This window comes from Xanthomonas sp. D-99, from assembly GCF_017746145.1.
In the GTDB taxonomy this organism is placed as follows: domain Bacteria; phylum Pseudomonadota; class Gammaproteobacteria; order Xanthomonadales; family Xanthomonadaceae; genus Xanthomonas; species Xanthomonas cissicola.
Map to the genome: position 1 here is coordinate 2,708 of NZ_JAGHWU010000066.1, position 25,581 is coordinate 28,288.

At 67.7% G+C, this 25,581-nt stretch carries 24 protein-coding genes, 1 other RNA gene and 2 pseudogenes; 12 read left to right on the top strand and 15 right to left on the bottom strand.

Annotated elements, in window-relative coordinates:
- The 3 genes from purD to purH all read right to left on the bottom strand — a co-directional run.
- On the bottom strand, positions 1-1,294 hold a 1,294-nt coding region (purD, locus tag J7360_RS18135; protein WP_057658704.1), incomplete at its 3' end, for a phosphoribosylamine--glycine ligase.
- Between the two features lie 33 nt (positions 1,295-1,327).
- Positions 1,328-2,173: a hypothetical protein gene (locus J7360_RS18140; protein ID WP_007967896.1), complete on the bottom strand. Its 846-nt coding sequence runs from the start codon at positions 2,171-2,173 to the stop codon at positions 1,328-1,330.
- Between the two features lie 24 nt (positions 2,174-2,197).
- Positions 2,198-3,781, bottom strand: a complete 1,584-nt coding sequence (purH, locus tag J7360_RS18145) for a bifunctional phosphoribosylaminoimidazolecarboxamide formyltransferase/IMP cyclohydrolase (protein ID WP_057658702.1) — start codon at positions 3,779-3,781, stop codon at positions 2,198-2,200.
- A 72-nt stretch (positions 3,782-3,853) separates the two neighbouring features.
- On the opposite strand from purH, the gene J7360_RS18150 reads away from it, so the two are divergent.
- From J7360_RS18150 to J7360_RS18185, 8 genes and pseudogenes are all read left to right on the top strand, one after another.
- Entirely contained in the window at positions 3,854-4,471 is a 618-nt protein-coding gene (locus J7360_RS18150; RefSeq protein ID WP_057658700.1) for a CDP-alcohol phosphatidyltransferase family protein, read from the top strand.
- A gap of 85 nt (positions 4,472-4,556) precedes the next feature.
- A pseudogene (locus J7360_RS18155) lies at positions 4,557-6,315 on the top strand (bifunctional alpha/beta hydrolase/class I SAM-dependent methyltransferase).
- The gene (locus J7360_RS18160; protein WP_209028918.1) at positions 6,312-7,649 is read left to right on the top strand and encodes a phosphatase PAP2/dual specificity phosphatase family protein; all 1,338 of its coding nucleotides are present in this window, start codon (positions 6,312-6,314) and stop codon (positions 7,647-7,649) included. The pseudogene J7360_RS18155 and the gene J7360_RS18160 overlap by 4 nt, the downstream one beginning before the upstream one ends.
- Entirely contained in the window at positions 7,646-8,092 is a 447-nt protein-coding gene (locus J7360_RS18165) for a hypothetical protein (RefSeq protein ID WP_057658697.1), read from the top strand. Before J7360_RS18160 ends, J7360_RS18165 begins: the two co-directional genes overlap by 4 nt.
- The gene (locus J7360_RS18170; protein WP_057658695.1) at positions 8,089-9,585 is read left to right on the top strand and encodes a TIGR04222 domain-containing membrane protein; all 1,497 of its coding nucleotides are present in this window, start codon (positions 8,089-8,091) and stop codon (positions 9,583-9,585) included. Before J7360_RS18165 ends, J7360_RS18170 begins: the two co-directional genes overlap by 4 nt.
- On the top strand, positions 9,585-10,223 hold the full coding sequence (locus J7360_RS18175; RefSeq protein WP_057658693.1) for a CDP-alcohol phosphatidyltransferase family protein: 639 nt from the start codon (positions 9,585-9,587) through the stop codon (positions 10,221-10,223). The genes J7360_RS18170 and J7360_RS18175 overlap by 1 nt, the downstream gene beginning before the upstream one ends.
- Entirely contained in the window at positions 10,220-10,852 is a 633-nt protein-coding gene (locus J7360_RS18180) for a lysophospholipid acyltransferase family protein (protein WP_057658691.1), read from the top strand. Before J7360_RS18175 ends, J7360_RS18180 begins: the two co-directional genes overlap by 4 nt.
- Positions 10,849-11,823, top strand: a complete 975-nt coding sequence (locus J7360_RS18185; protein ID WP_017155935.1) for a phosphatidate cytidylyltransferase — start codon at positions 10,849-10,851, stop codon at positions 11,821-11,823. Before J7360_RS18180 ends, J7360_RS18185 begins: the two co-directional genes overlap by 4 nt.
- Before the next feature lie 289 nt (positions 11,824-12,112).
- On the opposite strand, the gene fis is transcribed toward J7360_RS18185, so the two are convergent.
- The 3 genes from fis to J7360_RS18200 form a co-directional block, all read right to left on the bottom strand.
- The gene (gene fis / locus J7360_RS18190) at positions 12,113-12,385 is read right to left on the bottom strand and encodes a DNA-binding transcriptional regulator Fis (RefSeq protein ID WP_025981816.1); all 273 of its coding nucleotides are present in this window, start codon (positions 12,383-12,385) and stop codon (positions 12,113-12,115) included.
- A 105-nt stretch (positions 12,386-12,490) separates the two neighbouring features.
- A complete protein-coding gene (locus J7360_RS18195; RefSeq protein WP_081027943.1) occupies positions 12,491-13,234 on the bottom strand; it encodes a DUF3426 domain-containing protein in 744 nt (247 codons plus the stop codon).
- A 945-nt stretch (positions 13,235-14,179) separates the two neighbouring features.
- Positions 14,180-14,557 (bottom strand): helix-turn-helix domain-containing protein, encoded by a 378-nt coding sequence (locus tag J7360_RS18200; protein ID WP_008571865.1) that lies wholly within the window; start codon positions 14,555-14,557, stop codon positions 14,180-14,182.
- Between the two features lie 143 nt (positions 14,558-14,700).
- Between J7360_RS18200 and J7360_RS18205 the strand changes: the two genes are divergently transcribed.
- Positions 14,701-15,210 (top strand): hypothetical protein, encoded by a 510-nt coding sequence (locus J7360_RS18205; protein WP_057660352.1) that lies wholly within the window; start codon positions 14,701-14,703, stop codon positions 15,208-15,210.
- Positions 15,211-15,241: 31 nt separating this feature from the next.
- On the opposite strand, the gene prmA is transcribed toward J7360_RS18205, so the two are convergent.
- Together prmA and J7360_RS18215 are read right to left on the bottom strand one after the other, a co-directional pair.
- Positions 15,242-16,192 carry a 50S ribosomal protein L11 methyltransferase gene (gene prmA, locus J7360_RS18210; protein ID WP_209034408.1) on the bottom strand — a complete coding sequence of 317 codons (951 nt, stop codon included), beginning with the start codon at positions 16,190-16,192 and terminating at the stop codon, positions 15,242-15,244.
- Positions 16,193-16,700: 508 nt separating this feature from the next.
- Entirely contained in the window at positions 16,701-16,955 is a 255-nt protein-coding gene (locus tag J7360_RS18215) for a hypothetical protein (RefSeq protein WP_209034410.1), read from the bottom strand.
- Between the two features lie 120 nt (positions 16,956-17,075).
- Between J7360_RS18215 and J7360_RS18220 the strand changes: the two genes are divergently transcribed.
- Positions 17,076-18,005, top strand: a complete 930-nt coding sequence (locus tag J7360_RS18220; RefSeq protein ID WP_057660355.1) for a hypothetical protein — start codon at positions 17,076-17,078, stop codon at positions 18,003-18,005.
- Complete coding sequence (locus J7360_RS18225; RefSeq protein WP_057660357.1) at positions 18,002-18,367, top strand: hypothetical protein; 366 nt, start codon at positions 18,002-18,004, stop codon at positions 18,365-18,367. The genes J7360_RS18220 and J7360_RS18225 overlap by 4 nt, the downstream gene beginning before the upstream one ends.
- A gap of 368 nt (positions 18,368-18,735) precedes the next feature.
- On the opposite strand, the gene accC is transcribed toward J7360_RS18225, so the two are convergent.
- The 6 genes from accC to cutA form a co-directional block, all read right to left on the bottom strand.
- A complete protein-coding gene (gene accC, locus J7360_RS18230; protein WP_007961984.1) occupies positions 18,736-20,103 on the bottom strand; it encodes an acetyl-CoA carboxylase biotin carboxylase subunit in 1,368 nt (455 codons plus the stop codon).
- 42 nt (positions 20,104-20,145) lie between these two features.
- Entirely contained in the window at positions 20,146-20,475 is a 330-nt protein-coding gene (locus tag J7360_RS18235; protein ID WP_099803537.1) for a four helix bundle protein, read from the bottom strand.
- A gap of 77 nt (positions 20,476-20,552) precedes the next feature.
- Positions 20,553-21,044 (bottom strand): acetyl-CoA carboxylase biotin carboxyl carrier protein, encoded by a 492-nt coding sequence (accB, locus tag J7360_RS18240; RefSeq protein WP_057660359.1) that lies wholly within the window; start codon positions 21,042-21,044, stop codon positions 20,553-20,555.
- Positions 21,045-21,141: 97 nt separating this feature from the next.
- Positions 21,142-21,588: a type II 3-dehydroquinate dehydratase gene (gene aroQ, locus J7360_RS18245; protein WP_003483185.1), complete on the bottom strand. Its 447-nt coding sequence runs from the start codon at positions 21,586-21,588 to the stop codon at positions 21,142-21,144.
- A 446-nt stretch (positions 21,589-22,034) separates the two neighbouring features.
- A complete protein-coding gene (locus J7360_RS18250; protein WP_209034412.1) occupies positions 22,035-24,353 on the bottom strand; it encodes a protein-disulfide reductase DsbD in 2,319 nt (772 codons plus the stop codon).
- Between the two features lie 5 nt (positions 24,354-24,358).
- Entirely contained in the window at positions 24,359-24,691 is a 333-nt protein-coding gene (gene cutA, locus J7360_RS18255) for a divalent-cation tolerance protein CutA (protein WP_007964473.1), read from the bottom strand.
- Positions 24,692-25,078: 387 nt separating this feature from the next.
- Between cutA and J7360_RS18260 the strand changes: the two genes are divergently transcribed.
- Positions 25,079-25,155, top strand: a non-coding RNA gene (locus J7360_RS18260) — sX9 sRNA.
- Between the two features lie 4 nt (positions 25,156-25,159).
- Here J7360_RS18260 and J7360_RS18265 read toward each other — a convergent pair.
- Positions 25,160-25,378, bottom strand: a pseudogene (locus J7360_RS18265) (endonuclease); the annotation flags it as partial.
- Positions 25,379-25,581 lie beyond the last annotated feature (203 nt).

Here is a 25,581-nt window from a genome sequence, read left to right on the forward strand (position 1 = left end):
AGCCCTGCGCCTGTTGCTCGCGCGCGATCGCCCGCCAGCCGATGTCGCTGCGCTGGAAGGCGCTGGCCCAGTGGATCGGCTTGAGGCCGGCATAGGCGGTGCGCTGGGCGTCCTGCACGCTGTCGCCCAGGGCTGCAACGCACAGCACGCGGCCACCGGCGCTGACCACTTCGCCAGCGGCGTTCAACGCGGTGCCGGCATGGAAGACCTTGGCGCTGGCCGACACCGCGTCCAGCCCGGTGATGACCTCACCGGTGACCGGCGTGTCCGGGTAAGGCCTGGCGGCGATGACCACGCCCAGCGACGGGCGCGGATCCCACTGCGCATGCGCGCCATCGAGCCTGCCGTCGATGGCCGCCTCGAGCAGATCGACCAGATCCGACTGCAGGCGCAACATCACCGGCTGGGTTTCCGGGTCGCCGAAGCGCACGTTGAATTCGATCACCTTGGGCGCGCCATGCGCGTCGATCATCAGCCCGGCGTAGAGAAAACCGGTGAACGGCACGCCGTCGGCGATCATGCCCTGCACGGTCGGTTCGACCACTTCGCGCATCACCCGCGCATGCACGTCGGGGGTGACGACCGGGGCCGGCGAATACGCGCCCATGCCGCCGGTATTGGGGCCGGTGTCGCCGTCGCCGACACGCTTGTGGTCCTGGCTGGTCGCCATCGGCAAGGCATGGGTGCCATCGACCATCGAGATGAAGCTGGCCTCTTCGCCGTCGAGGAATTCCTCGATGACCACACGTGCGCCGGCATCGCCGAACGCATTGCCCGAGAGCATGTCGCGCACCGCGTCTTCGGCCTCGGCCAGTGTCATCGCCACGATCACGCCCTTGCCGGCAGCCAGGCCATCGGCCTTGACCACGATCGGCGCGCCTTTCTCGCGCACATACGCAAGCGCGGCGTCCACGTCCGTATGCACCGCGTAATACGCGGTGGGAATGCCGTGGCGGGCGAGGAAATCCTTGGCGAAGGCCTTGCTGCCTTCCAGCTGCGCGGCCTTGGCGGTGGGGCCGAAGATGCGCAGGCCGGCGGCATGGAAGCGATCGACCACGCCCAGCACCAGCGGCACTTCCGGGCCGACCACGGTGAGCGCGACGGCTTCGCGCTGCGCCAGGGCGAGCAGGCCATCCAGGTCGTCGACCTTGATCGCCACATTGCGGCAGTTGGCTTCGGTGGCGGTGCCGGCATTGCCCGGTGCCACCAGCACCTCGCTCACGTGCGCGGACTGCGCGATCTTCCAGGCCAGGGCATGTTCACGGCCGCCGGAGCCGATGACGAGGATTTTCAAGGCAGTTGCTCGCTAGTACGGGGGAAGGGGGCGCTATCTGCAGCCTTCGCGCTGCAGTGCGTTGGGAAACGGGTAGGTCCAGGTCTTGGTGTCGAGCGCGAACACGTGCGTCTTGTCCAGGGCGACCCCGCAATCGCTGCCGTGCTCGTGGATGCGCAGCGGCCAGGTGCGCGCCTGCGGCGCGCTGTTGTCCACCTCCAGCGCGAAATCCACGTCGAAGGCCTCGGCAAGGCATTGCGCCTGGGTCTGGTCCGGCTCGCGCGCGTCGTCGTCGCAGGCCAGTGCGCCGCTGTTGTCGATATGCGCACGCAGCGAGCCGGCATTGACCAAGCCCTTGGGGCCGGGCACGACCAGATCCTGCGATTCCAGCATCAGGCCCTGGCCCATCCAGAAACTGTGCACGGCAAAGCCGTAGAAATCGCTGCCCAGACGCAGGACGTCCACGCTGCCGGGTTGGCCGTCGCTGCCGTAGCCATCGGCGAGCCGTTCGACCACGACCTTGAAACCGTCGCCATCGCCACGCAGCACGAAGAAATCGATCAGCCCCGGGTTGCCGTGGCCGGCATCGCTGAGGCTGTGGCAGACCGCCAGCAGTTGCTGCACCTGATCGCCCACCACCACCGGCTGTTCGGCGCAGACGTCGCTGTCGGCCTTGAAGCCGTCGGCTTCGCCACTCCACTGCGCGGCCAGGCCGGCCTTGGCGCCGTAGCGCGTGCGCAAGAACCCATCCAGCCGCTCGGTGCGGCTCAGATGAGGGCCATTGCTGGGCGCGGCAGGTGCCGCGGCACCCGGCGCCGCAGCGGGCGCAGGCGCTTGCTTGCACGCGCTCAACAGCACGGCGGTAGCAAGGCACGCGGCGAAACTACGCAAACGCTGCATCGACCTATCCCTGTGCCGGTGACATCAATGCCGGAAGTGGCGCACGCCGGTGAACACCATCGCGATGCCGTGTTCGTCGGCGGCCGCGATCACCTCGCCGTCGCGCATCGAACCGCCGGGCTGGATCACTGCCTTGATGCCGGCCGCAGCCGCAGCATCGATGCCGTCGCGGAACGGGAAGAATGCATCGGACGCCATCACCGAGCCGGCCACGGTGAGCTTGGCTTCCTCGGCCTTGAGCGCGGCGATCTTGGCGCTGACCACGCGGCTCATCTGCCCGGCGCCCACGCCAATGGTGCGGCTGTCCTTGGCATACACGATCGCGTTGGATTTGACGTACTTGGCCACGCGCCAGGCAAACAGCAGATCGCCCAGTTCCGCCTCGTTGGGCGCACGCTGGGTCACCACGCTCAACTCGCCCAGCGACATGCCGCGGTTGTCGGCCGACTGCATCAACAGGCCCGAGCCGATCCGCTTGGTGTCGTAGTTGTTGAGGCCATTGCCGTGCGGAATCTTGAGCACGCGCACATTGGCCTTCTTGGTGGCGTATTCGAGCGCGCCGGCCTCGTAATCGGGCGCGATCAGCACTTCCACGAACTGGCGATCGAGGATGGCCTTTGCCGTCGCTGCGTCCAGGGTGTTGTTGAACGCCAGGATGCCGCCGAACGCGCTGGTGGGGTCGGTGGCGTAGGCCAGTTCATAGGCATCGCCGCAGCCCGCGCCCACCGCCACGCCGCAGGGGTTAGCGTGCTTGACGATCACGCAGGCCGGGGCATCGAACTGACGCACGCATTCCCACGCCGCATCGGCATCGGCCAGGTTGTTGTAGCTCAGTTCCTTGCCCTGCAACTGCTGGAAGGTGGCCAGCGTGCCCGGCACCGGATACAGGTCGCGGTAGAACGCGCCGGACTGGTGCGGGTTCTCGCCGTAACGCAGGTCCATCACCTTGACGAAGTTGGAATTGATCTGCGCCGGGAACGGGCTGCGCGTGGGCACTGCCTCGGCGCTGTCGGCCACTGCCGAGAGATAGTTGCTGATCGCCGCGTCGTACTGCGCCACGCGATTGAACGCAGCCACCGACAGCGCAAAGCGCTTGGCCGCCGACAGCTGGCCGTCGTTGGCCTCCAGTTCGGACAGCAGGTCGGCGTACTGCGCCGGGTCGGTGGCCACGGCCACGCGCGCGAAATTCTTGGCCGCGCTGCGCAGCATCGCCGGGCCGCCGATGTCGATGTTTTCCACCGCTTCGGCCAGCGTGCAATCGGCTTTCACGGTCACCGACTCGAACGGATACAGGTTCAGCACCAGCAGGTCGATCGGCACGATGCCGTGCTCGGCCATCACCGCTTCGTCGACACCGGCGCGTCCGAGCAGTCCGCCGTGCACCACCGGGTGCAGGGTCTTGACGCGGCCATCCATCATTTCCGGGAAACCGGTCAGCTCGGCGACGTCCTTCACCGGCAGGCCGGCCTCGCGGATCGCTTTGGCGGTGCCGCCGGTGGACAGCAGCTCGACGTTGCGCGCCACCAGCGCGCGGGCCAGGTCGATCAGGCCGGTCTTGTCGGAAACGGAGAGCAGGGCCCGGCGCACGGGCAGGAAATCAGAGGCCATCGGTGGGGATGTCGTTGCGGAGCAGCCGATATTGTAGGCTGCGCCAGCGCTCGAATGGACTCAACACTCCGTATGGCCTCGATCTATGCATTGAAGGGACGCTTCCAGGCGCTGCTGCGACCGATGGTGGGCGCGCTGTATCGCGGTGGCATCACCGCCAATCAGGTCACGCTGATCGCAGCGGCGGTGTCGCTGATGGTGGCGACGGTGGTGTTGCACGGCGGCCCCAGCCGGCCGCTGCTGTATCTGCTGCTGCCGGTATGGATGCTGGTGCGCATGGCGCTCAATGCGGTGGACGGCATGCTGGCGCGCGAGTTCGGCCAGCAATCGCGGTTGGGCGCCTACCTCAACGAACTGTGCGATGTGGTGGCCGATGCGGCGTTGTACTTGAGCCTGCTTGGCGTGCCCGGTGTGAGCGCACCGTGGCTATGGATCTTCGCGCTGCTGGCCGCGCTGACCGAATACGCCGGCGTGCTCGGCCTGATGGTCGGCGCCAGCCGCCGTTACGACGGGCCGATGGGCAAGAGCGACCGCGCGTTCGTCATCGGCGTGCTGGGCGTGGGTCTGTCCAGCGGGCTGCTCGGCGCACGCGGCGTGACCTGGGTGGCCATCGCCCTGAGTCTGGCCTGCATGGCCACGGTGTGGCGGCGGGTGCGCGCCGGCCTGGCCGAGGCGCCGGCAGGCGCCTAGCGGCACACCCCGCAGCAGCGCCGCTGGGCGCGCAGCGCGCGGGTGATCTTTGCGATTCAACCTCTTCGACTTTCAGGATGCTTCGATGCGCACAGTGCTAGAGCGCGAGTTCGTCAGTTTCGATGGTGCGCCACTGTTCTACCGGCATTGGCCGCTGCACGATGCCGCTGCGACCGGCACGCCCAGGGCGGTGGTGCTGCTGCATCGTGGCCATGAGCACTCTGGCCGTGTGATGCATCTGGCGCAAGAACTGGACATGCCCGATGCGCAGTTCTTCGCCTGGGACGCACGCGGCAACGGCCGCTCGCCCGGCGTGCGCGGCGATGCGCCGGGCTTCGAGGCGCTGGTGCGCGATCTGGACAGCTTCATCGCGCATCTTCGCGCCACCCACGGCATCGCGGTGCAGGACATCGTGGTGATTGCGCAGAGTGTAGGCGCGGTGGTGGCCGCCACCTGGGTACACGATTACGCCCCGCCGCTGCGCGCGCTGGTGCTGGCATCGCCGGCGTTCAAGGTGAAGTTGTATGTGCCGTTCGCACGCGCCGGATTGGCGTTGCTGCAGGCGCTGCGCGGTAACTTCTTTGTCAACAGCTACGTCAAGCCGCAATGGCTGACGCATGATCCGGCGCGCGTGGAGAGCTATCGCACCGATCCGTTGATCACCCGCCCGATTTCGGTGCGCGTATTGCTCGGCCTGTACGCGGCCGCCGATCGCGTCGTGGACGATGCACAGGCGATCACCGTGCCGACCCAGTTGCTGGTCTCCGGCGCGGATGTTGTGGTGCATCGCGGCCCGCAGGATCGCTTCTACGAAAACCTGCGCTCGCCGATCAAGCAGCGCCACTGGCTGCCGGGGTTTTTCCACGACACCCTGGGCGAACGCGATCGCGATTGCCATCGCGCATATCCGCCAGTTCGTCCAAGCGCGGTTTGCGCAGCCGCCGGTCCGTGCCGCGCTGCGCAATGCGCACCGTGCCGGCCCCAGTTTCGAAGAGGCCGAGCGGCTGGCCTGGCCACCGCAGCGCAACAGCCTGCAGGACCTGCGCTGGCGCGGCGTGCGTGCCGGCCTGCGCCTGGGTGGCAAGCTCTCCGAGGGCATCGCGCTTGGTCTGCAGACCGGCTTCGATTCCGGCAGCACATTGGATTACATCTACCGCAATCAGGCGCGTGGTCGCGGGCCGCTGGGCCGCATGATCGACCGCACGTATCTCAACGCAATCGGTTGGCGCGGCATCCGCATCCGCAGCAGCCATCTGGGCGAATTGCTGCGCGAGGCAGCGGCGCGCTTGCGTGGCGCCGGCAAGCCGGTACGCGTCCTGGACATCGCAGCCGGGCACGGCCGCTATGTGCTCCAGGCGCTGGGCAGCGGCGCACGGCGTGCCGATGCGATCGTGCTGCGTGATTTCAGCCCGCCCAACGTGACCCAGGGCACTGCGCTGATCCAGGCGCTGGGCGCTGGCGACATCGCCCGTTTCGAACAAGGCGATGCGTTCGACCCTGCAGCATTGGCGTCCGTGCAACCGGCACCGACGCTGGCGGTGGTCTCGGGCCTGTACGAATTGTTTGCCGATAACGACCAGGTCGCGCGCTCGCTGGCCGGCCTGGCCGCGGCGGTGCAGCCGGGCGGTTATCTGCTTTACACCGGTCAGCCCTGGCATCCGCAGCTGGAATTCATCGCGCGCGCGCTGACCAGTCACCGCGATGGCGTGGCCTGGGTGATGCGCCGGCGGAGCCAGCAGGAGATGGATGGCCTGGTGGAAGCAGCGGGCTTTCGCAAGGTGGCGCAACGCATCGATGCGTTTGGCATCTTCACCGTGTCGATGGCGCAGCGGATCGACGCATGAGCCACGCTGGGCGCCCAGTCGGTCGTGCCGCGCTGTGGCTGGCGTTGCTGGGGCCGTTTTTCTTCCTCAGTTACGGCCTGGCCAACATGCTGGCCGGGCGGGCGGCGCAGGTGCCATCGGTGGTGTTCGGCTGGGAACGCGGCATGCCGTTCTGGCCGTGGACCATCGTGCCGTACTGGTCCATCGATGTGTTCTATGCGGCCTCGTTTTTTGTCTGCCGCAATCGCCGCGAGCTGGACACCCACGCACTGCGCTTGCTCAGCGCACAGCTGATCTGCGTGGCGTGTTTTTTGCTGTGGCCGCTGCGCTACAGCTTCGTGCGGCCCGAGACCGGGGGCGTGTTCGGCTGGCTGTTCGCGGTGCTGCTGGGTTTCGACAAACCCTTCAATCAGGCGCCATCGCTGCACATCGTGCTGCTGGTGGTGCTGTGGGTGCGCTATGCGCAGCATCTTTGCGGGGTGTGGCGCTGGCTGCTGCATGCCTGGTTCGCAGTGATCGGTGTGTCGTTACTGACCACGTATCAGCATCACTTTCTCGATATTCCCACCGGGCTCGCGGTGGGCTGGCTATGCGTGTGGGTGTGGCCTGAGCGTATCGCTGCACCGTTCGCGCAGGCATGGTTTGCACGCGACCTGCGCCGTTGGCGCTTGGCGGCGATGTATCTGGCCGGCGCGCTGGTCAGCGCTGCGCTGGCGCGATGGAGCGGCGGTGCAGGACTGTGGTTGCTGTGGATCGCCCTGGCCTTGCTGCTGGTTGCGTTGAATTACGCGCTGCTCGGGCCAAGCGGATTCCAGAAGCGCAGCAATGGGCGCCTGAGTCTTGCCGCGCGCTGGTTGTATGCGCCGTATCTGCTGGCGGCATGGTGCAACTCGCGCCTCTGGACGTGGCGCGCCCCGTCGCCGCGCGCGGTCTGCGATGGCGTGTGGCTGGGGCGGATTCCGTTGCCCGGCCAGCGCGACGAGCGTGCTGCGGTGGTGGACGTGTCTGCAGAGCTCTCGTTGTACGCCGCGCAGGCGCAGGACCGTGTGGTGCCGATGCTCGATCTGCTCGCACCGTCGCCAGCGCAGTTGTGCGAGGCGGCGCTGGCGATCGCGCAGGCGCGTGCGCACGGCCAGGTGCTGGTGTGTTGCGCACTGGGCTATTCGCGCAGTGCTGCCAGCGTGGCCGCCTGGCTGGTGCGCAGCGGCCGCGCCCGGGATGTGGATGCGGCCATCGCACAGCTACGCGCCGTGCGGCCGTCGATCGTGCTTGGGCATGCGCATCGCGTGGCGATCGTAGCGGCATGCGGCGTGCAGGACGGCGGCAACGCCATCCCCGAACGGAGAGCGCAATGAACACCTCCCCGCTGACCTTGGCGACCATGCGCGCCGTACTGCTCCAAGGGGCAGCGCTGGACCGCTTCTCACTCCTGCTGCTGGCAGCGGCCATCGGCTTGCTTGGTGTTACGCAGGCGCCGCCATTGATGCAGTTGAGCTATGCCATCAGCGTGCTGGCGGGCGTGGTGCAGCGTTATTGGGCGTTTCGCGTGGGCCTGGATGCCGACCTGCTGGCGGCCTCCATCGCGCATCTCGAATGCTGCGGTGGCAGCGAGCAAGAGGCCGCGCACCGACTCGATGCGGCAATGCATGCCATCGGCCTGCTGGCGAAGCTGCCACCCGCACGCGACTGGGCATCGCGCTGGGCCGGCATGCGCCGCCTGCTGCATTGGCAGCTGGCAAGCGTGGTGGTGCAACTGCTGTCGGTGGCTGCGGCGCTCGCTCTCAGGATCTTCAGATGAGCAACGCACCCGATTCCGCTCAGCGCGAACCGCAACACGCCACGCCAGCGCAGCGGGCGCTGTGGCAGCGGCTGCAGGGCTACCGCTTTGGCCAGGACGACGCGGCGTTTGCGGCCTTCGTTCGGCGCGTGGCCAAGCAGGCACAGTGCAGCACCATGCAAGCGCAGGCGTTGGTGGAGGAGTACCGACGGTTCTGTTTTCTTGCCTGCACCGACGCCCACGACGTCACCCCCAGCCCGTTGGTCGACCAGGTCTGGCATACGCATCTGACCGACACCCGCGAGTACTGGCAGCAGTTCTGCCCGCACGTGCTGCAGACCACGCTGCATCATCAACCCGGACGCGGCGATGCCGGCGAACAGGCGCGTTTCCAGGCGCAGTACCGCCAGACGCTGGAACGTTACCGCACGCAGTTTGGCGAGCCGCCGGCGCAATGGTGGCCTGCGGCGAGGCCGCAGCGATCGACGCGGGATCCGCTGCACGGGCACACTGCCGAACAGACCTTGCAAGCCTTGCGCGGTGCGCCGCAGTTGTCTGGGCCGCAGCGCGGTGTGCCGTATGCCGTCGTCGCGTGGGCAATCATCGCGGTGGCAGTGGGCATGGCCTGTCGCTCGGCCAATGGCGGGGCGCTGTCGCCGCTGCACTGGCGCGGCGTGTATTTCCTGCCGCTGTTCATCGCGCTGATCGGTCTGGCCTGGTCGATGGCGGCATGCTTGCGACGGGCGCTGCGACGCGGCCGCAGCGCAGCAGCACTGGATGCCAGCGAGCTTGCGTATCTGGGCGGCGGTGCCGATCGCGTGGCCGACCTGTGGTTCACCGAGTTACTGGTGCGCAATGCGGTGTATCTGGAGCGCGACGCAACCGAACCGGCACGCCACTGGGTGCGCGGTCACCGGCAGATTGCAGTCCCGCCCGCGCTGGAGCCGGCACTGGAGGCGGTGCGCACCACCGAAGACCCGGTGTTGGCCTTGCGCGCATTGCGCGCGCTGGCCGCACGGCTGGAGCAGCGCCTGATCGACAAGGGCCTGTGGCTGAGCCGGGCGCAGGCGTGGAAGGTGCGTCTGGCATGCACCGCGCCGGTGGCGCTGGTATGGGTGCTTGGCCTGTGCAAGCTGGTTATCGGCGTGCAGGGCAACCACCCGGTGGGCTCTCTGCTGTGTCTGATGGTGCTGACCACATTGTTGGTGCTGGGCTTTGCGCTGGTGCCGGTGCGGCGCACGCTCGGCGGCGAGGCGCGCCTTGCGACGCTGCGTCAGACGCGGCGACGCGATGCCGCGCGCACCGGCGGCGATCCGGGTGAGGTGCTGGCGCTGTATGGCACTGCGGCACTGATCGGAACCCCCTGGGCGGACTACCACAGCCTGCGTACGCCGCACGGCCACCTCGGTGACAGTGGCAGCAGCTGCGGCGGGGGCGGCGGCGACAGCGGCGGCGATGGTGGTAGCAGCGATGGTGGTGGTGGCTGTGGTGGCTGCGGCGGCGGAGGCGACTGATGCAACACGGACAGCAACAGCGGCGGCTGCACTGGGCGCGCGTGCTGCGCGGGCGTGGCGCCACGCCCAATGGCGTGTCGTGGGTGGGCATCGCATGTGCGGCGCTGGCCGGGCTGATGTTCTACATCGGCTTGAGCGCGCCTGCGCGCGAAGGAGCCATGCCACTGCTGCTGGCGGTGCTCGGGCTGCAGGGGCAGCTGTGGTGCAACCGCATGGATGGCATGCTGGCGCGCCAGGCGCGCATGGTCTCGCGCGCCGGTGAGGTCTACAACGATGCGCCCGATCGGTTGTCCGATGTGGCGGTCTGCGTGGGCCTGGGCTATGGACTGCAGGCCGGCCTGCCGTGGGCTGCGCAACTGCGGTGGGCCGCAGCGCTGTGCTGCGTGGCCACCGCAGATGTACGCATGCTGGGCCTGGCCTGCGGCACGCCAGAGCCGCGCCAGGGGCCGATGAGCCGCGTGCAACGCATGCAGTGGTTGTCGCTGGCAGGCGCGCTGGCCTTGCCGCTGCAATGGATGGGCCAGCCGCGTCTTGCGGCGTGGGTGCTGATCGGCGCGCTGACAGTGTTGATCGCCGGTGCCTTGCTGACGGTGGCGGTACGACTGCGCACGATCGTGCGCACCCTGGAGCACAGATGATTGCCCGTTTGATCGCGCGCGCTTGCAGCGGCGCCATTCGTACCTTGACCGGCGCGCGCGCGTTGTGGCGCGGTTGCGCGCCCTCCAACGAACGCCGCGTGTATTACGGCAACCACGCAAGCCACGGCGATTTCGTGCTGATCTGGTCGTCGCTGCCGGCCAGCCTGCGCCATGAAGTGCGCCCGGTGGCGGCGGCCGACTACTGGCAGCGCACCGCCCTGCGGCGCTATCTGATCCATGCGGTCTTCAACGGCGTATTGATCGAACGCGACCCGGCGCAGCGCACGCGCGACCCGATCCAATGCCTGTGCGATGCGGTGGACGCCGGCGATTCGTTGATCCTGTTTCCCGAAGGCACGCGCAACCCGGACGATGGCGTGCTGCCGTTCAAGAGCGGGCTGTATCACCTGGCACGGCAACGCCCGGAACTGGAGTTCGTGCCGGTGTGGATCGATAACCTCAAGCGCGTGATGCCCAAGGGCAAGTGGTTGCCGTTGCCGCTGCTGTGTACCACCACCTTTGGTGCGCCGTTGCGCCTGGATGCGGACGAAACCAAGGATGCGTTTCTGGCGCGTGCACGTGCGGCGTTGCTGGCGTTGTCGCCGGATCAATTGGAGACCCGCGCATGAGCCTGTATGTGTATAGCGGGCAGTTGCAGCAGTCTTCGATGCATCAGCAGACGGTGTGGCTGTTCAGCGGTATCGCGCTGGTGCTGGCAATCGCCACGCTGATTTCCGAAACCCTGCGCTGGCGCGCACGCGAACGCCCCAGCGCCGTGCTGGATAACCTGGTCGCCCGCATCCGTGCGTGGTGGGTGATGGCCGCGGTGGTCGGCCTTGCGTTCGTGTTTGGTCGCGCCGGCGTGATCGGCTTGTTCGCGCTGGTGTCGTTGTTTGCGCTGCGCGAGTTCATCACCTTGACCCCGACCCGGCGTGGCGACTACTACGCATTACTGGCCGCGTTCTACATCGTGCTGCCGTGGCAATACGGCCTGGTGTGGACCGGCTGGTACGGCATGTACACCTTGCTGATTCCGGTCTACGCGTTTTTGGTGTTACCCATCCTGGCCACCATCGGCGGCGACACCACGCGTTATCTGGAACGCACCGCCAAAGTGCAGTGGGGCCTGATGATCTGCGTGTTCTGCATTTCGCATGTGCCGGCGCTGTTGAACCTGGACATTCCCGGTTATGCCGGGCGCAATCTGCTGCTGATCGCCTTCCTGGTGATCGTGGTGCAGTCCTCGGACGTGCTGCAGTACGTGTGGGGCAAACTGGCCGGGCGCCACTTGATCGCGCCGAAATTGTCGCCGTCCAAAACGGTGGAAGGATTCATCGGCGGCGTGTTGTCGGCCAGCCTGCTCGGCATGGCGCTGTGGTGGATCACCCCGTTCGCGCCGTGGCATGCCTTCGGCCTGGCGTTGGTGGCCAACCTGATGGGATTTTTCGGCGGGTTGGTGATGTCGGCGATCAAGCGCGATCGCGGCATCAAGGATTGGGGCCACATGATCGAAGGTCACGGCGGCGTGCTGGATCGCCTGGATTCGGTCTGCTTCGCCGCGCCGGTGTTTTTCCACCTGATTCGCTATGGCTGGGCGTGATCGCCTGCAACATTGCTCGTCAGAAGATCGCAACATGTGCATCGCGTGCCGTTGGCACCTGCAGCATCGGATCTGCGCAGCGCGTCGGTCGGCCGCCGCGTCTGGCCAACCGGAAGGCTGACCCGCACGAAACCACGCCGTGACCGGGAACCCGTGCCCGCACCGTCTGGCAGAAGCACGCTTTTACGATTCCCGATTCCCGATTCCCGATTCCCGATTCCCGATTCCCGATTCCCGAATCCCGAATCCCGAATCCCGAATCCCGAATCCCGAATCCCGAATCCCGGGCCTACGTCAGCCCGTACTCCTTGAGCTTCTTGCGCAAGGTCGCCCGGTGAATGCCCAGCAGCGCCGCAGCGCGGCTCTGGTTGCCTTCGCAATGGTTGAGCACTTCCACGAACAACGGGATCTCCATCTCGCGCAGCACGATTTCGTAAACATCGTCCGCGTCGCTGCCGTCCAGGTCGCGCAGATAACGGCGAACGGACTGGGCCACGTGTTCGCGCAGGGGCGACTTCGGGGCGCCACGACTGGTGTCAGGACGAGAGGGGGCTGCGTTCAAAGGAGGTTCCCAGTGTCACGAAGCCGGGACGCGTGGCCGGCGAGGGGGAGTGAGTCTAGCGCGTGACCTGATCGCTCGCCACGCCCATGTGGCGGTCGCGCCCGTTCACCGGAAGTCGAAACTGAAGGCGGCAGTGCTCGCGGCCGGCTCGCGCACCCGAAACGCGACCTGCACTGCCTGACCTGGCGCCAGCGTGTCCTGCACAGGCGGCGATGGTCCCAGATACTCCTGCGGCGACAGGATGCGGGTGCCGATCACCCGGCCGTCGGCATCGGACAGCGACAGCTGCAGCCACGGCCAGGCCTGTGCCCAGCGCGCGTCGTTGCGGAAGCTGGCCTGGATCTGCAACACCCCGGCCATACCAGGCAGCGGGCGCACGTCGCGGTTGAGCAGGGTCAGCGCCTCCGGCTCGCGCCAGGCCGGCAGGCTGCAGCGCGGCAGCGTGCAGGCCGTGCCGACCAGCGGCCGCCAGCGGGCGTTGGCGGCCAGGTGCGCGCGGTCGGCGATGACGATCTGCACTCCGAGCACGCCGACCAGCCCGACCAGCAGCGCCCACTGGCGCCCGCTGGCGCGCAGCCGCGGCCGGGCGATGCCACGCCGCGCAAAGGCGGGCGCGGCCAAGGCGGGAGTGGGCAAGGGCTGCAATTGCGCAGCGGTGGTGCGGGGCGGCGCGACGCCGGCATCGGACGGCGCGTCCTCGCCTGCCGATGCGCTGCCCGTGCCGAGTTCGGTGGTTGCCGGGTCGGGATGGCTGGAGGGCTGGCCCGGCTGCAGCCTGCCTTCGGGTGTGTTCGCCGTCTGCTCGCTGGCGCTGGTGTCGGCTTGTGTCGCGGCCGCCGCTGTCGCCACAGCCGCTGTCGATCCCGCCGGCGCTGCTGGCGTTGCGACTGGAGCCTCGCCTGCCAGCGGGCTCGGCGTACCCGCTGCATCCCGAGACGACAGGTCTGCAGGCGCTGACGCACGGAGCGCGCGTTGCTGCGCGGAATGCAACGGGGCAGGTGCAGTCCGCGCGGTGTGGTCCTGGAGCGCGTCAGCACCGGCCGCGGCCAGCCCGTCGTCGCCCGCTTGGCCATCGCTGGCGGCCGACACCGGGCGAGATGGATCGAGCATCCCATCAGGGACGTGTCCGGTTGCGGGCGCGGTCGCCGAAGCGGACGGCATCGCGCTGCCGGGCGCGGGCAGTTGCGGCTGGCCGGACACCGGCGCCTGGAGACCAGCGTGCCCGGGCGCAGCCGCTGCGCGCTGCGGCGATGGCGCCACCGCTGCAGCAGGCGATGGCACGTGCGGCGCCGGTAGCGCGTCCACCTGCGGCGGTGTTGCCGGCGGCAACGCGGGGCCCGCGGCCGGTGCGGCCTGCTCCCACGGCTCCCCAGGCGGAACCACCGGGGTCGGAACCAGCGGCGGAGCAGCCGGCGTCGCACGCAGGAACGTGGCCAGGGGGCGGCGCGGTGGCGGAGTCTCGGACATCGGCAGGCGTGCAGCGGGAAGACCCCTATTCAACCACGCGCACGTCCACCGGCGAACCTGTGCCGATGGCGATGCGATCGAGCCGCAGCGCGCATGCCTGCAGGTGTTCGTCTCCGGCCCACACGGTCATGGCCCCGTCTGCGCCGATGTCGACGCAAGGCGCGCAGCGCATGCCTTCTCCGATAACGGCCGCCTCCACATCTACGCAAGCCGACCAATACGGCCAGGCGCATCCAGGATCAGGAGACGACAGCTAGCGGAAACACGGCCTTGGAATTTCGGCGCCGATCACGTCAGCTCGCCGATTCCCGATTCCCGATTCCCAATTCACCGCCTGCGCCGCGTCTTGCCTTCGGCCAGCAACAGATCCAACAGGCCGGCGCGCTGGCGCGGCGTCAGGGTGTCGAAACGCGTCAGCAGCACGCGTTGCTGGTCATCCAGGCGGCGGTACTGCGCCGGTTCTTCAGCGATGGCCGACACCGGCGGGCCAAACACGCGGTCGCCGCGGCCGGTGGCCAGGTATTCGAACGCCATGCCGCTGCGCCTGGCCAGGCCGATCAGGTTTTCCACCGACGGTGCGGTGCCTTCGGCCATCTCCCATTGCGCCACCGCGCTGCGGGTGACACCCAGCTCGCCGGCCAGGGCTTCCTGGGTCAGCTTGGTGAGGCTGCGGGCTTCGCGTACTCGTTCGTACAGCTTGCTCACACGGCACCGTTGGAGGGCAGGCAGGGGCCGGAGATATAGCCCTAGCAGCGCCCGGAGATAGTTCGTATGACTTTCATATAGCCATATGTTTGCGATACTGTCTGTCGATCCATGATGGTCCCATCACAGCGAACTCAAGGAGGATGTTCATGGTCGAGCCCGCCGTTCGGAAATCCGATCCCCAGTGGCACCGTTCGCCCCCGTCCGCCGCGCCCGCAGACGCGCCGTGGCCGGCCCATTCGCCGGTGGACCCTGCAGTCAGGCGTTTTCGTGGTGCGGCCCGGTATGCGATCTGGCGGCGTGGCGCCGAGTGGACTGCCGTGGCCGATGGTCCGCACTGGTCAGCAGCGCTGGCACCGCGCGTCTGGGCGCTACGCCAGCGGCACTGGCCGCTGCTGGCGGTGAGCGCGCTGATGTTTGTGGGGGCCGGCGCTGTGGCGCTTGCAGGTGTGCAGGCGTGGTCGCCCGTGGCCTGGACGGCGTTGCTGGCGGCCGAGGTGCTGCTGCGGGTCTGGGTGGCCCGGCAGGCCGGGCCGTGGCGCACGGCGGCGCTGCACCGCAACGGCTGGCAACCGGTGACCCGGTTGCGAGCGATCAGCGTGGCCGATGCAGTGACCACCGCGCAGATTCGCGCCGGCCGGCCACAGCGCTAGCCGGCGTGGACGATCAGCCGGATCAGCCGGATCAGCCGCGGCGCACGCCGTCGATCCGCATCCAGTCTTCGTCGCGTTCGCAGCGCAACTGTTCGAACCAGGGGGCGTAGCGTTTCAGCAAGTCGTCTTCCTGGCCGTGCAGGATGCCCGACAGCGCGATCCGTCCGCCCGGCGCCACGCGCGCGGCCAGGGTGTCGGCCAGGGCGTCCAGGGCCGAGGCCAGGATGTTGGCCACCACCACCTGGTAGGTCTGCACCGGTTCGTCTTGCGGCATGTAGACCGTCAGCTGCGCGTCCACGCCGTTGCGTTGTGCATTGTCGGCGGTCGCCAGCAGCGCCTGCGGGTCGTTGTCCACGCCGACCGCGCCGCTGGCGCCCAGCTTCAGCGCGGCGACCGCCAGGATGCCCGAGCCGCACCCGAAATCGAGCACGCTGCGGCCCTGCAGCTCGCCGCTGCCGGCCAGGCTGTCCAGCCAGCGCAGGCACAGCGCGGTGGTTTGATGGGTGCCCGAGCCGAACGCTAGGCCCGGGTCCAGCCGCACCACGGCGGCATGCGGGCTGTCCGCGGCTTCGGGCAGCGCGTGATTCCACGGCACGATAAAGATGCGTTCGCCAAACTGCATCGGCTTGAACAGGTCCATCCAGGCGCGTTCCCAGTCGCTGTCTTCGACCATGCGAAACGCCACCTGGCTCCAGTCCAGGCCAGGATCGAAGGCTTCCAGCGCTGCCAGCACCACCAGCGCGTCGCTGTCGCCATCGAACAGCGCGGTCATTGTCAGCCGGTCCCACAGCGGCATTTCGCCCACACCGGGTTCGAGAATGGCGCGCTCGTTGCTGGTATCGGCATCGGCGTCGAGCATGGTCACGGCCAGTGCGCCCACATCGTCCAATGCGTTCTGGAAACGGGCAAGGGTGACCTCGGAACAGGAAAGCGTCAGTTCAAGAAACGGCATCGTGGCGTTGGGCAATTCGAAAGCACGCATCCTAGACCATTCGTGCCGGCGTGCCTGCCGCACCGCAGGCGACGGCATGACGCAGGCGCCGTCGACCTGGGCGGTGTGTCTTCCCCATGCAGGCGGTGAAATATGGCCTTGCCGATCAAGATGCGTCCGCTGCCAAGCGGACGGCGTGCTGCTGGCGAATGGACAATCGCTTGGTGTGGCGCTGCATGGACGCGTATCTGCGGTTGGATGTGGTGCCCTGCGTGCGGAGGGCGGTAGGCCGATGCCGCCGCACTTGACGCTGAACCGATGATGCTGTCGAGCGATCGAGCACGGGCTTGTCGACGGCCGCGTCGAGCAACCGGGACGAGACGTTGCTTCCTTGCGCAAATGTGCAGTCGCGTGCGCAGGCAGCTGCCTTGTGTGCTGCCGTGTTCCGTCCTGCCGTGCAGCGCGATGCGTGTGGGGCGATGCGTCCACCATGACACGACAGCGCTGCAACTGGGCACCGCCGCATCGGCGAGGCGACGTTGCCAACTGGCAGGCTCGGTCAGAGGCGGCTCTCTTCAAGATGCGCTGCTGTCGGATGCGCAACCTGCGAGATCGATCTCGCATTCGGAATTTGCAACCGATCAACGCAGCAGCAAGCCGGCAAGCAGCCGAGCAACATCAGCACCAACACACACCACAGCACAAGCAAACAGCACAGCGCAGCACACAGCACACAGCACACAGCACACAGCACAGCGCAACCGAACGCATGCAGCGCGCCACTCACGTGCAGTCCGCGCAGGCCGTTACGCATGTCGCCCCATTCTCGACACCTCCACTGGCAGCGTCTGCTTGGCGGCGGCTGTGCGCGTGGGTGGGTGCTAGACTCCGCGCCGTCGCTGCGGGTGGTTCCGCAGCAGGGTCGCCGTCATCCATGCCGCTCGCTCGTGCCCGCCATCTCTGGCTGCTGCTTGCTCCCGCTGCGCTTGCGGCGGCCGCGTGGTGGCATGTGCGCGCGCAACCTGCCGAGCGTGATGTCGACCGCATGGTGCCGGTTGCTGCACAGGTGGCGCCGGTTGGCGCTGCCACACCGCAGCCGCACGCAGCGACCGAGCACAGCGCCGCGTTGCAGTTGCCGCATCGCGATGCGGTGGAAGCGCAACCGGATCTGTATCGCCACGCGCAGCAATTGCAGCAGCAGGTGCGTGCCGGCGATGCACAGGCCGGGTGGCGCTTGAGCCGTGTCTACGATTACTGCGCGCCCTATGCGGCCAGCCCGTCCGGCTATGCCGCCGACAGCGCATGGATCGCCGCGCAACACACGCCGGGAGTGGCAGCGATGCATGCCGCACGCGAGCGCCTGGCGCAGCGTTGCGCCGGCTTTGCCCCCGCCGACGGGCTGGGTCCGCGCATGGTTGCGCAGCAACGCCTGGCTGCGGCGCGCGCCGGCAGCCTGGCTGCCGAGGCCGCCCTGCTGGCGTTGGGCGAACCGTTGCAGGCATCGCCCGGCTACAAGCGCGCGCTGGTGCAACGCGTGCTGGCCTCGCGCGATCCCGAGGCCTATCTGGCCCTGGCCCCGGCGATGGGCGCGCGGGCCAGCGGCGATGACAGCCTGCAAGGCTATGTGGCCGGCGATCAGTTCGCCGAGCTGGCCTGGCAAGTGGCTGCATGCCGGCTGGGGCTCGATTGCAGCGCCGGCAGCACCTTGGTCACCAGTTATTGCGCCAACGCGGGCATCTGCTCGCGCGACAGCGCACAGGATTTCGTGTCGTTCGTATTCGATGCCGCGGTGCCGCGGCAGGGAGCAGACAGGGTGGATGAGATGGTCGATACATTGGTCTCCGATCCGGGAGCGCAGTCATGAATTACCGTCGGTTGGCGCATGGCGCCAAGTTCTGGTTATGGGTGGCGTTGTTCGTGGCGTATTCGGCGGCGGCAGTGAGCATCGTGATGATCGATACCGCCGATCACCGGTACCAGCCGCTGTCGGTCAAATCCACCAGCGTCACCGCCGACGAACAGCAGCGACGGCATGGCGCAAGCCAGGTCGCTGCGGTGTACCGCGCCAGCAGTGCCATGCCGTTTTCCACCTTGCCGGCTGGCTCCACGTTCCAGGTGGTGTGGCCGGACGGTTCCACCGAAACCATGACCGTGGTCGACCCGTCATCGGCCAGCGGCATCGTGCCGGTGCCCGGCAGCCAGCAGGCGCCTTCGCCGCGGCGGTGAACGGTGCGGCGCGTTGCAGATCGACATTGCCGCAGCCGCTGCGTCTGCGGTAGCGCAGGCGGCGACGGCGGCTAGCTGCGGCCGCAGCTTTCGTCATTCTCACGTGTGCACACGACCGAGGGTCTGCAGATCGGATCCAGCGCTGGCTGCCCCATCCGGGCGTCGAACCCTGGGGCTCTGTAGGAGCGCACCCGGGCGCGACCGGGCTTACCGATAAAGCCAGGTCGCGCCCGGGTGCGCTCCTACGCATGGACCGGCTGGCGACAGGGCTGGTGGCGCGACGCAGTGTCGGCGCGATGCACCGGGAAACAACAAAAAAGCCCGGTTTCCCGGGCTTTTTTGCTTCATCGCTGCAGCGGCAGGCGCGATCAGGTCAACGCGATCGACTTGTTCTTGCGCTCGGCCAGGCGCTTTTCCAGGTAGTGGATATTCTGCCCGCCGGCCTGGAAGCCCTTGTCGCGCATGATGCGCTGCTGCAGCGGGATGTTGGTCTTGATGCCGTCCACCACCATCTCGCTCAGCGCCACGCGCATGCGCGCAATCGCGGTCTCGCGGTCCGGGCCGTGCACGATCAGCTTGCCGATCATCGAATCGTAATTCGGCGGGACCTTGTAGCCTGCGTAGATGTGCGTATCCACGCGCACGCCCGGGCCGCCGGGCGGATGGAACGCGGTGATCAGGCCCGGATTCGGCATGAAGGTTTCCGGGTCTTCGGCATTGATACGGCACTCGATCGCATGCCCGCGCAACACGATGTCGCTCTGCTTGATGCTCAGCTTGTGGCCGGCGGCGATGCGCAGCTGTTCGCATACCAGGTCGATGCCGGTGATGCGCTCGGTGACCGGATGCTCCACCTGGATACGCGTGTTCATTTCGATGAAGTAGAACCGCCCGTTCTCGAACAGGAATTCGAAGGTGCCGGCGCCGCGGTAGCCGATGCGGATGCAGGCGTCCACGCAGACCTTGCCGATCTCGTTGCGCAGTTCTTCGGTGATGCCCGGTGCCGGCGCTTCTTCCACCACCTTCTGGTGGCGACGCTGCATCGAACAATCGCGTTCGCCCAGATGGATCGCACCGCCCTGGCCATCGGCGAGGACCTGGATTTCCACGTGGCGCGGATTTTCCAGGAACTTCTCCATGTAGACCTGATCGTTGCTGAAAGCGGCCTTGGCTTCGGACTTGGTGGTTTCGATGGCAGCCTTCAGCGCCGCCTCCGAATGCACCACGCGCATGCCGCGTCCGCCGCCGCCGCCGGCGGCCTTGATGATCACCGGGTAGCCGATTTCGCGCGCCACCTTGGTGTTGGCGACGATGTCATCGCCCAGCGGGCCGCCCGAGCCGGGCACGCACGGCACGCCGGCAGCCTTCATGGCGCGGATCGCTTCCACCTTGTCGCCCATCAGGCGAATGGTGTCGGCCTTGGGGCCGATGAAGATGAAGCCCGATTGCTCCACGCGCTCGGCGAAATCGGCGTTTTCCGAGAGGAAGCCGTAGCCGGGATGGATGGCCTGCGCATCGGTCACCTCGGCCGCGGCGATCAACGCCGGGATGTTGAGGTAACTGTCGCTGGAGGCGGCCGGGCCGATACAGACCGACTCATCGGCCATGGCCACGTGCTTGAGGTTGCGGTCGACCGTGGAATGCACCGCGACCGTGCGGATGCCGAGCGTGTGGCACGCGCGCAGGATGCGCAGCGCGATTTCACCTCGGTTGGCGATGACGACTTTATCGAGCATGGGAATAGGGAGTCGAGAATGGGGAATGGGGAGATGCGGGCTTCATGGCGCGGCTCCGCGTCTGCGTAAGGCATTCATCAATGCAGTGAGCTTGGCGAAGACTTGGTCGACCTGTCGGCTGACGATGTCTTCGTCTTCGGTATTGCTGTAGCCCAGTCGGACGGCGATTTGGATCTGTGTATCCAGTTCGGAGAGCGAGCCGCGCGCAATCGAGAGAAATCGCGCGTAGTCGGGAGTGGAGCGTCTCGCCGCACCTTCGGCGATATTCGATGGAACGCTGACGGCCGCACGGCGCAGCTGCGCCGTCAAGCCGTAGCGTTCCTGCTCGGGAAAGACATCGGTAAACCGATAGATCATTTCAACCAACTCCATGGAATCGCGCCACGCCTCAAGACGTTCATGAGGCCGCTTTGCCGATTCCCCATTCTCCACTCCCGATTCCCGGCGCTTCAGCCAATCACAAACAGCGGCTGATCGAATTCCACCGGCTGGCCGGTTTCGCCGAGGATGGCGACGATGGTGCCGGAGGCGTCGGCTTCGATGGGGTTGAACATCTTCATTGCCTCGATGATCGCCAGGGTATCGCCGACCTTGACCTGCTGGCCGACGGTCACGAACGCCGGCTTGTCCGGGGAGGGCGAGGTGTAGAACGTGCCGACCATCGGGGCGCGCAGCACGTGGCCTTCCGGCAGTGCGGCGGCCTGCTTGGCACCGCCGGTGGAGGCTTCGGTGGGCGATTGCATCGGCATGGTGGCCGCAGTGGCCGGCGCCTGGGCGGCGGGGGCTGGCGCGTACTGCTGCTGCACCGGCGCGCCCAGCATGGCCGCGCCCTTGGGCACGCGCGCCAGGCGCACGCTTTCTTCGCCTTCCTTGATCTCGATTTCGGCGAGATTGGATTCTTCGAGCAGGTCGATCAGTTTCTTGATTTTGCGGAGATCCATAAGGGCCTCTGGAAGTGAAACGGTGGGGAGTGCCGGCGGATGCCGGCGGAATGGGATTAGGACGCCGGCGCGCTGGCCGAGGTCGATGCGGCAGGGGTCATGCGTCGCGCTCCAGGCGCGCGATCACCGCTTCCAGCGCCAGCCGGTAGCTGTCTGCGCCAAAGCCGCAGATCACCCCGTCGGCCTTGTCGCTGAGATAGCTGTGGTGCCGGAACGGCTCGCGCGCGTGCGGGTTGGACAGATGAATTTCCACGAACGGCAGCCCCACGCCCAGCAGCGCATCGCGCAGCGCCACCGAGGTATGGGTGAAGGCAGCCGGGTTGATCAGGATGTAGGCGGTGCCGTCCTCGCGCGCGGCGTGGATGCGCTCCACCAGCACGTGCTCGGCATTGGACTGCAGGCAGTGCAGCACGTGCCCGGCCGCTTGCGCGCGGTCCACCAGGGCCGCATCGATCTGCGCCAGCGTGGTACGCCCGTAAACCTCCGGCTCGCGGGTGCCGAGCAGGTTGAGGTTGGGGCCATGCAACAGCAGCAGATGGGCCATGGGATCCGGAAGAGCGGAAAGGCCGGAAGTCTGCGCGATGTCGCCGATGCTGTCCAGTTCGACGAACTTAGGTCTGTTTGAAACGATCGTTTTAAATTTCGAGTGGTTTGGGCGGTGGCGAATGGTGGCAGGCATCAGGGCGCCACAGGTCATAGTGCCGGCTCTGAATAGCCCCAGCCCGATGCGAGCCGAACCGGTAGCCGGCCGTGCGCACCCGTCGCGCAGCGTTTGCGCTCCGGCGCGATGGAGGCGCCATCCCGGCCGGTCGCGCGGTAATCGCTGCTGTCGGCATCCTCTCCTGTCGGGCGTCAGAATGTTGTGCCGGCGGCAGCAATTCGGTGAGTGTCCGGCTTGGCGCGGGTGCCGGTCTACAGGGTTCGCAACATCTTCGACCTAGCCCGCCAACAGACTGCCGCCGAGGTCACCAGCCGCAGCGAAGGCGCGCCTCACCGCGCTGCGCGCAGCAAGGCATCTTCGGTAATGGCGCCGGTCAGCACGGTCGGCAGGATCGCCGGTGGGGCGCCGGGGCCGTAGACCACGTACAGCGGCACGCCGACGGCCTGGTGCTGATCCAGGAAGGTGCTGATGGCGGGGTCGACATTGGTCCAGTCGCCCTTCATGTAGACCGCATCGACGCGGCGCAACGCGTCGCGGAATTCGGCGCTGCTCAGTACGTTCTTTTCGTTGGCCTTGCAGGTCACGCACCAATCGGCGGTCATGTTGACGAAGACCACGCGGTTGTCGGCACGCAGGCGGTCCAGCAACTGCGGCGAGAACGCCACCACGCCCTCGGTCGCGGTGGCCGCCGGCAGGCTCAGGCGCGTGACCGCGACCACCGGCACCAGCGCCAGCACCAGCATCGCCGCGGCCAGGCCCATGCCCAGTCGGTGGCTCTTCCAGCGGCTGCGCTCGAAGCACCACAGGCCCAGGGCCAGCAGGGTGGCGCCGACCAGCATCAGGGCCAGCGCATCCACGCCGCGCTGCTTGCCCAATACCCACAGCAGCCAGATCGCGGTGAGATACATCGGGAACGCCAGCACCTGCTTGAGCGTTTCCATCCACGTGCCGGGGGTGGGCAGGCGCCGCGCCAGCGAAGGCACGAAGCCGATCAGCAGGAACGGCAGCGCCAGGCCCAGGCCCAGCGCCAGGAATACCAGCATCGCCAGCAACGCCGGCGCGGTGAAGGCGTAGGCCAGCGCCGTGCCCATGAACGGCGCGATGCAGGGGCTGGCGACCACGCAGGCCAGCACACCGGTGAAGAAGTCGCCCAGCGGCCCGTTGCGAGCGGCCAGCGACTGCCCGATGCCGCCCAGGTTGGTGCCCAAGGTGAACACGCCCGACAGGCTCAGTCCCACCGCGAACATCAGATAGGCCAGCGCCGCGACGAACCACGGCTGCTGCAACTGGAAGCCCCAGCCGGCGGCCTGCCCGGCGGCGCGCAAGCCGATCACCAGCCCGCCAATGGCGGCGAAGGACACCAGCACGCCCAGCGAGTACCAGATCGCATGGCTGCGTGCGTGGCCGCGGCTCTCGCCGCTGTCCGCCAGGCCCAGCACCTTCAGCGACAGGATCGGCAGCACGCAGGGCATCAGGTTCAGCACCAGCCCGCCAAGCAGCGCCAGCACCAGCATGCCCAGCAGGCCCTTGTCGGTATGCGGCGGCGGCGTGCGTTCCGGATTGCCGGCCGAGGCATCGGCGACCGGGCCGGCAGTGCTGGCGGCAGGCGCGGGCTCGATCGGCGCCTGGCCCGCGGCCAGCGGCGAAATCATCAACGGCGCAGTCTGCGCCTGGTTCTGCGGCGACACGGTTCCGGCCGGCACATCGAGGGCGACGCGGCGGGTCATCGGCGGATAGCAGATACCGTCGGTCTGGCAGCCCTGGAAGGTGGCCACCAGGGTCACGTGGGCCGGATCAGGTTTATCGCGCAGCAGCGGCAAGGTCACTTCGGCCTGGTCGAAATACACCACCACATCGCCGAAATGTTCGTCGCGGTGGGCCTTGCCCTGCGGCCAGCGCGGCAGCCCGGTGCGCACGCCGCCGGCGCCTTCCAGTGCCAGCGAGGTGCGGTCGCGGTAGATGTAATAGCCCGGCGCCGGGGTGAAGCGCAGCAGCAGGCTGTTGCCGTCGCCGACGATGGCTTCGAAGTTGAACGCCTGCTCGGCCGGCAGCGGCAACGCGTCCACGCCGGCGGCCTGGCCGGGGGCGCCGAACAGGCGCGGGCCGGCGGCGCTGCGTGGCACCAGCGCGCCCAGATTTTCGCGTGGCGCAGCAGCGGCCTGCGCCCCGGTGGCATCGGCCGCTGGCAGGTCCACGCGGATTTCGCGCCGCTGCGGCGGATAGCACACGCCGGCATCGGCGCAGCCCTGGTACTGCACCTGCAGGACGGCGGTCTGCACCGCCGGGTCGGCCTTGCCGGCCAGGGTGGCCTGCAGTTGCCTGCGGTAGGTCTGCACCTGGCCGAAGAACTCGTCGTGCTTGCTCTCGCCCTCCGGCAGCGCCAGTTCGCCTGCGGCAAACCCCTTTCCGGCCTTGACGCTGATGCGGTGGCGATACAGGTAGTAGCCCGGTGCGATCTTCCAGTTCAGCGCGATGCGGTCGCGGCTGTCGGCGGTGGCGCTCAGCGCGAAGGCCTGGTCCACCGGCAGCAGGTCGGCTTCGGTCACGGCGGCCTGCGCGGGGGCGGGCGCCAGTACCGCCAGCGGCGCGGCGAGCAAGGGGGCGGCCAAGAGCGCGCAGCGGGCGATCCAGCGAGACAGAGACTTCATGGACGTCAGAATTCCTTGCGGGTTTCGGCCCGGACCCAATCGAGATACGCCGGCAGCCCGGCGCTGGCTTGGACAGCGACCGCCTCCGGCAGTTCATACGGATGCAAGGCCTGCAGCCGCGCGATGGCGTCGGGCAGGCGGTCGTCCCAGGTCTTGATCAGCAACTGCACCTCGGTGCTGCGCTCGATCGCACCGTTCCAGCGGTACAGCGATTGCACGCCGGGCGAAAGGGTGACGCAGGCGGCCAGCCGTTCGTCGAGCAAGGCCTGCGCAATGCGCTCGGCGCTGTCGGCATCCGGGCAGGTGCTCAATAACAAATGGAGGGAAGGTGCGCTCATTGGACTCGGCAGTGTAATCCCCTGTTTGCGGGGGATCGACCGCCTATTCCGGAACGAGCCGTTAACTTCGTGGCTCGGGTGAGGCGGCGTGCTCAAGCGACCCTGCGGTCAGCGTGCTGCGCCTCGAGTTTTTTCGGATTCGCCTGCGGCCGCCGTGCATGGCGGGGCGGCTACTCGGTTCGGCCAGTGGGCCTGGATCAACGCCGTGGTGCCTGCCGGCAACGCGCGCCGTCTGTGCGGACACCCGGCGCGGCCGGTCATGGACGCGCCGCCCCGCGCGATCCGCTCCCGGCCCGGCGCCTCATCCGCCCGGGCGGTGCAGCCCAGAACCGCTGACAACACGGCTGCGCTCACCGCCAGGCGGGTGCGGTCGGGCCCGGAATCGACATGTACCGCGCGTACATTGCGGTTCCGAGCGCGCGGTTCGCTCCCGCCTGGCGACTGCCCGCGACGTTGTGTGAGCCGGTCTTAGTTGGCCAACTGGCAACTGGCCGGCCTGGCCGAGTTGAACAGGCTGGCGGTGGCCCATTCGGGGTGATCCACGAACGGGTTGCGGTTGCCCTGGAAGCTGAAGATCACCTGGTTGCGGGCGCGTTCGGCATCGTCCGGCGGGTCGGCCTGGTGCCAGGCCAGCAGGGTGGAGAGCAGGCCCATGTACGCCGGCGAGGCCGCGGTCTGCACGATCTTGGGGATGTAAGCCGGAACCCCAGAAAATTCCGTCACCCCTCACCCCTCACCCCTCACCCCTCACCCCTCACCCCTCACCCCAATTCCAACCCCGCCACGAGCGCATCCAGATCGATCAAGTTGCCGTTACTTTGGAAGGTGTAGTGCCCGTTCAGCAGGATGTGTCGCCACGCCGCCGGTGACAACTTCGTGATCAGCAGCAC

Excerpts from the sequence above, each read along its gene's own strand:
- J7360_RS18140 (WP_007967896.1), bottom strand. The coding sequence starts at position 2,173 with ATGCAGCGTTTGCGTAGTTTCGCCGCGTGCCTTGCTACCGCCGTGCTG.
- purH (WP_057658702.1), bottom strand. The coding sequence starts at position 3,781 with ATGGCCTCTGATTTCCTGCCCGTGCGCCGGGCCCTGCTCTCCGTTTCC.
- J7360_RS18150 (WP_057658700.1), top strand. The coding sequence starts at position 3,854 with ATGGCCTCGATCTATGCATTGAAGGGACGCTTCCAGGCGCTGCTGCGA.
- J7360_RS18160 (WP_209028918.1), top strand. The coding sequence starts at position 6,312 with ATGAGCCACGCTGGGCGCCCAGTCGGTCGTGCCGCGCTGTGGCTGGCG.
- J7360_RS18165 (WP_057658697.1), top strand. The coding sequence starts at position 7,646 with ATGAACACCTCCCCGCTGACCTTGGCGACCATGCGCGCCGTACTGCTC.
- J7360_RS18170 (WP_057658695.1), top strand. The coding sequence starts at position 8,089 with ATGAGCAACGCACCCGATTCCGCTCAGCGCGAACCGCAACACGCCACG.
- J7360_RS18175 (WP_057658693.1), top strand. The coding sequence starts at position 9,585 with ATGCAACACGGACAGCAACAGCGGCGGCTGCACTGGGCGCGCGTGCTG.
- J7360_RS18180 (WP_057658691.1), top strand. The coding sequence starts at position 10,220 with ATGATTGCCCGTTTGATCGCGCGCGCTTGCAGCGGCGCCATTCGTACC.
- J7360_RS18185 (WP_017155935.1), top strand. The coding sequence starts at position 10,849 with ATGAGCCTGTATGTGTATAGCGGGCAGTTGCAGCAGTCTTCGATGCAT.
- J7360_RS18205 (WP_057660352.1), top strand. The coding sequence starts at position 14,701 with ATGTTCATGGTCGAGCCCGCCGTTCGGAAATCCGATCCCCAGTGGCAC.
- prmA (WP_209034408.1), bottom strand. The coding sequence starts at position 16,192 with ATGCGTGCTTTCGAATTGCCCAACGCCACGATGCCGTTTCTTGAACTG.
- J7360_RS18215 (WP_209034410.1), bottom strand. The coding sequence starts at position 16,955 with ATGCGTAACGGCCTGCGCGGACTGCACGTGAGTGGCGCGCTGCATGCG.
- J7360_RS18220 (WP_057660355.1), top strand. The coding sequence starts at position 17,076 with ATGCCGCTCGCTCGTGCCCGCCATCTCTGGCTGCTGCTTGCTCCCGCT.
- J7360_RS18225 (WP_057660357.1), top strand. The coding sequence starts at position 18,002 with ATGAATTACCGTCGGTTGGCGCATGGCGCCAAGTTCTGGTTATGGGTG.
- accC (WP_007961984.1), bottom strand. The coding sequence starts at position 20,103 with ATGCTCGATAAAGTCGTCATCGCCAACCGAGGTGAAATCGCGCTGCGC.
- J7360_RS18235 (WP_099803537.1), bottom strand. The coding sequence starts at position 20,475 with ATGGAGTTGGTTGAAATGATCTATCGGTTTACCGATGTCTTTCCCGAG.
- accB (WP_057660359.1), bottom strand. The coding sequence starts at position 21,044 with ATGGATCTCCGCAAAATCAAGAAACTGATCGACCTGCTCGAAGAATCC.
- aroQ (WP_003483185.1), bottom strand. The coding sequence starts at position 21,588 with ATGGCCCATCTGCTGCTGTTGCATGGCCCCAACCTCAACCTGCTCGGC.
- J7360_RS18250 (WP_209034412.1), bottom strand. The coding sequence starts at position 24,353 with ATGAAGTCTCTGTCTCGCTGGATCGCCCGCTGCGCGCTCTTGGCCGCC.
- cutA (WP_007964473.1), bottom strand. The coding sequence starts at position 24,691 with ATGAGCGCACCTTCCCTCCATTTGTTATTGAGCACCTGCCCGGATGCC.